The sequence below is a fragment of the Moorena sp. SIO2C4 genome (assembly GCF_010672485.1).
Classification (GTDB): Bacteria; Cyanobacteriota; Cyanobacteriia; order Cyanobacteriales; family Coleofasciculaceae; genus Moorena; species Moorena producens.
The window spans coordinates 1-3,973 of sequence record NZ_JAAHGN010000711.1; the positions used below are offsets into that span (position 1 = coordinate 1).

Genomic DNA, 3,973 nt, shown 5'->3' on the forward strand with positions numbered 1-3,973 from the left:
TGATTACTTACAGTTAATGGAAGGCAGTGGTAGTGAAAATCGAGTTCAGGAGTTGTCTCGGATTACTCGCTCTCTCAAAGGATTAGCTCGGGAACTGAAAGTCCCAGTGGTTGCTCTGTCTCAGTTAAGTCGAGCTGTGGAGTCTCGCACCAACAAACGACCAATGATGTCGGATTTGAGAGAATCGGGTTCCATTGAGCAGGACTCGGATTTAATCATGATGCTTTATAGAGATTCCTATTATAATCCAGATTCACCCGATGGAGATACGGCAGAAGTCATCATTGTTAAAAATCGTAATGGTCCGACAGGAACGGTGAAACTTATCTTTAAACCTGGGTTAACCAAGTTCCTGAATATGGCAAATCAAAGAGTGTAACCTACCACAACTGAGGCGTAAGCATTCAGCTATCAGCCATCAGCCATCAGCTAATGCGCTAATTGAGGTGCTACTTGATGTGCTTATGGGCGATTAGGAAGCTACGGAACTTTTGAATCAAACAAGTAAGCAAAAGTTTAATCTGAGTTATGAAAAGCTGACTGCTGACCGCTGTTCGCGTAGCGTGAGCCAAAGCTCACGGCTGAATGCTTACACTGAGGGTTATTTTGGAATTATTATAGGTCAAAAATTAACTTTATTTTATCTAACGTTATTTACAGGACATAGATTTAATCAAATACTATTTAATCGAATGATTGAGTTCTGAACTTTAGTTTTGTACCCAGGTTTTATTAATATTTTGTAACAAAAAGGCGATGCTATTTCTAGTGTTATTCTGTTTACTAAAACTCCCAATCAGCGAGAATTCACCAACTGGGAGCAAGTATTCAGTTCATCGCTGAATTAGCTAATTTATTGCTAATTTACTAGTTAATTTTCAACAATTCCACATCAAAATTCAGCGTAGCATTAGGCGGAATCACCCCACCGGCACCACGGGTACCATAACCTAATTCTGGGGGAATGATCAGCTCACGACGACCACCAACCTTCATAGAACCAACCCCTTCATCCCAGCCTTTAATAACCTGTCCTACACCGATTTTGAAGGAAAAAGGACGATTGCGATCGCGAGAACTATCAAACTTACTACCATCCTCCAGGGTACCAGTGTAGTGAACCACTACCGTCTGTCCCTTCTCAGGCATTGCTCCCTCACCCTCAACCACGTCGATGTACTTCAAGCCCGACGGTGTTGTAACCGTCTCAGCCTCAGTATTGGTTTCGCTTTCTGAACTAGAATCCATAGCTATATCTCGTTTATCATTAACATCTGGGTTAGCACTGTTAGCTGTTGTCACTACTTCCGGCTGAGTGTTGGTAATTTCTCCAGCAGTGGTAGATTTTTTACCCATACCTACTTGAGCCACAACCAAAAGCAACCCAAAGGCTACTATAACGCCTATGCTGATCAGAATTTGTTTCAAAGTCTGTCCTCCTAATTGATTATCAACGCCAGAGCTTATTTTCTAAATCCCGCACCTGACGCTCCAGACGGTCAATACGACCTCGCAATTCATCCATTTCTGATTGGCGAGGAACCCCTAAATCCTGCAACATATTGCGCAACTGCCGTTCCATGTTGCTCTCAAAGTTACCCTGCTCTGACTTGATCTGATTCATCAGATCATCCACAAAAGCGGTGGCTTGGTCGGAGTTTATTTTACCATCTTTGACCCATTCATCACTTACCTCTCGCAGTTTTTCGGCAACCATTGAGGTTGTGCCAACCCCAACCAACAATAACTGCTTGAGCCAGTCGTTATTATCCATAATTGTTATCCTGTTATCCTGTTATCCTGTTATCCTGTCACTCGGCACTTGATGGGGCTGGGATCAACTAGGCTTTCCTATGATTGGAGAAGTTTCATTGATTCCCAGCCTACAGTTCTATTCTGTGACATCTTTCCTAGAACAGGAGAAGAGGGAGAACAGCGGGAGGAGAACGGAGGAGGTGCAAGAAGGTGCTATGTATCAAGCAACCTAATAAAATGCTCTGGTGAATCAGTGGTGATGGTGATGATGGTGCTGTGATGCCTGCACAGCTGCCAACTGGGGATTGATAGATAGAGCATTTTCTGATACAAGTACCTCAATTTGAGGATTAGCCCACTCCGCTGCCATCTCTAAGAATTCTGGATGATCATTAACACAGGGCATCTCTAGGTAGGTAACCTCTGAGTTACGACGTTTTAGACCGTGGACAATGTGATGCACATCTAAGAGGGTTTCGTGATTCTCTGTGGCAAAGCCAATAGGCATAAACACAATCGCCTTAGCCCCTAAGTTAATCAGGTTCTGGGCTGCTAACTCCGCGTGAGGCTGAGTCCACTTAATTAAGGGAGTTTGGTGGTTAAGCCAGCCCACAGAGATTAGGGGATACTTATACATCAACTTTTCCCTTACTGCCTCATACAATGCCTGACTTTCGTCAATCCCAGACACAAATCCTTTAGCTTCGTGGGGACAGCCATGGTTCATCAGGACAATGCCAATTTGGGAGGGGAGATAGGCTTGAGCTAAATCGGTAGTAATTTTCTCTTCCACCAATCGAGCAGTTAGATTAATGTACTCTGGTTCGTTATAGAAAGACGGGATGTAACGCAATCCCTGAACCCAGTGTTGATCTCCATCCTCTAATTTCCCTAGGGCTTTATTGACCTGTTCCACCGCAATGCCGCTAGTAAAGATGGAATCCACCACTAGCAGGGGATAGATCAGCAGTTTTTGGAACCCTTGCTCCTTAATTTCACAGAGGACTTGTTCTGGCAGAAAGGGAGCGCAGAAGTTAAAGGCTTTGAATACCTTGACCTGATCGCCCCATTTAGCTTGCAGGTGTTTTTCAATACCTGCCCGTTGCTGTTCAAAAATCTTGTTGTGGGGTGAAATAAAGTTGTCATGCTGGTGCCCCCACTCGTGGAAGTCAAACATTGCCAAAATTTTGGCTAAGGGTGGATAGATCCAGTTGGGGACTGGGGCAAATTTGGCGGTAAGCAAGTTTAAGGCTTGTTCGTTGTAGTTGGCGAAGTCTTCGTAGCTTTCGACTTCTCCATAACCCATGAGTAAAACCGCAACTCGTTCGTGACCATGGGTTGGGGAAGGTTTTACTGATTGAGATTTTTCTGGAGTGGCAACCACTTGGTATTCCTACTGGCTAAACGTCTATTCCTGGGGTATCCCTGCTTTGTCTTGGGTGCAGAATGTACCCCTGGCATTTATTAGGCTAACATCCCCCATGGGGGGATATAGGACATACCACAATAGCCTGGAAAGTTCGGTAAAGATACTAATAACAAAATCTCGATTAGGTTATAATAGGATGTCTGGTCTTAATTAAATCTTATTAAATGAGCTGATCAGTTCGAGATTAGCCCACTAGCCTCTACCAAACGCGCAAGCGTCGTCCTTTGGGCGAAGGGAGTGGGGTATTTTTCGAAGGAAAGCTCAGTTCAGGTTTTGTCTAATAAATTATAATGGACATAAATTGGGGTGAATTTATGTCTATTTGATAACCAAAGCCGAAAATGCCCTTGGTTATTGACAGTGGAGCAAAAGCCTGATTGGAATAGAGCAATTAAAATCAGATAAAATCAGAAACTTGGCGGTGGGGCATCCCGTCAATAGTAAAGCTTGTCGAGTACCCGAATGCGGATCGGTTTTCGTAAGGAAATGGCGATAGCTGGGGTTGGCGAGAAGCCCACACCTACCCCCGATCCCCAACAGGTGTGGGAGATGTCACAAGTAGGACAACGCAATGTCGGTGTAAGCAGCACAATGCTGACGTGCTTGTACATCAACAGGAGGCATAGTCATTAAAACCAAATCAAACTAGGACAAACAACGCACATGCTCAGTCAGAAAACAAAAACTACAGATATAGGATTCACTCACGAAGATTTTGCTGCCCTTCTGGATAAGTATGATTATCATTTTAGCCCAGGGGATATAGTTCCGGGTACAGTATTCAGTCTA

The 3,973-nt window shown here is 44.0% G+C and carries 4 protein-coding genes and 1 pseudogene; 2 read left to right on the forward strand and 3 right to left on the reverse strand.

The window, feature by feature from the left end:
• Positions 1 to 379, forward strand: a 379-nt coding sequence (locus tag F6K20_RS27660) for a replicative DNA helicase (RefSeq protein WP_287296814.1), incomplete at its 5' end; no start/stop codon positions are given.
• A gap of 488 nt (positions 380 to 867) precedes the next feature.
• Here the strand turns inward: F6K20_RS27660 and F6K20_RS27665 are convergent.
• The 3 genes from F6K20_RS27665 to F6K20_RS27675 form a co-directional block, all read right to left on the reverse strand.
• On the reverse strand, positions 868 to 1,428 hold the full coding sequence (locus F6K20_RS27665; RefSeq protein WP_008180023.1) for an FKBP-type peptidyl-prolyl cis-trans isomerase: 561 nt from the start codon (positions 1,426 to 1,428) through the stop codon (positions 868 to 870).
• 22 nt (positions 1,429 to 1,450) lie between these two features.
• Positions 1,451 to 1,774 carry a phasin family protein gene (locus F6K20_RS27670; RefSeq protein ID WP_008180024.1) on the reverse strand — a complete coding sequence of 108 codons (324 nt, stop codon included), beginning with the start codon at positions 1,772 to 1,774 and terminating at the stop codon, positions 1,451 to 1,453.
• A gap of 231 nt (positions 1,775 to 2,005) precedes the next feature.
• Positions 2,006 to 3,139: a ferrochelatase gene (locus F6K20_RS27675; protein WP_287296816.1), complete on the reverse strand. Its 1,134-nt coding sequence runs from the start codon at positions 3,137 to 3,139 to the stop codon at positions 2,006 to 2,008.
• A gap of 708 nt (positions 3,140 to 3,847) precedes the next feature.
• Between F6K20_RS27675 and F6K20_RS27680 the strand changes: the two are divergent.
• Positions 3,848 to 3,973, forward strand: a pseudogene (locus tag F6K20_RS27680) (30S ribosomal protein S1); the annotation flags it as partial.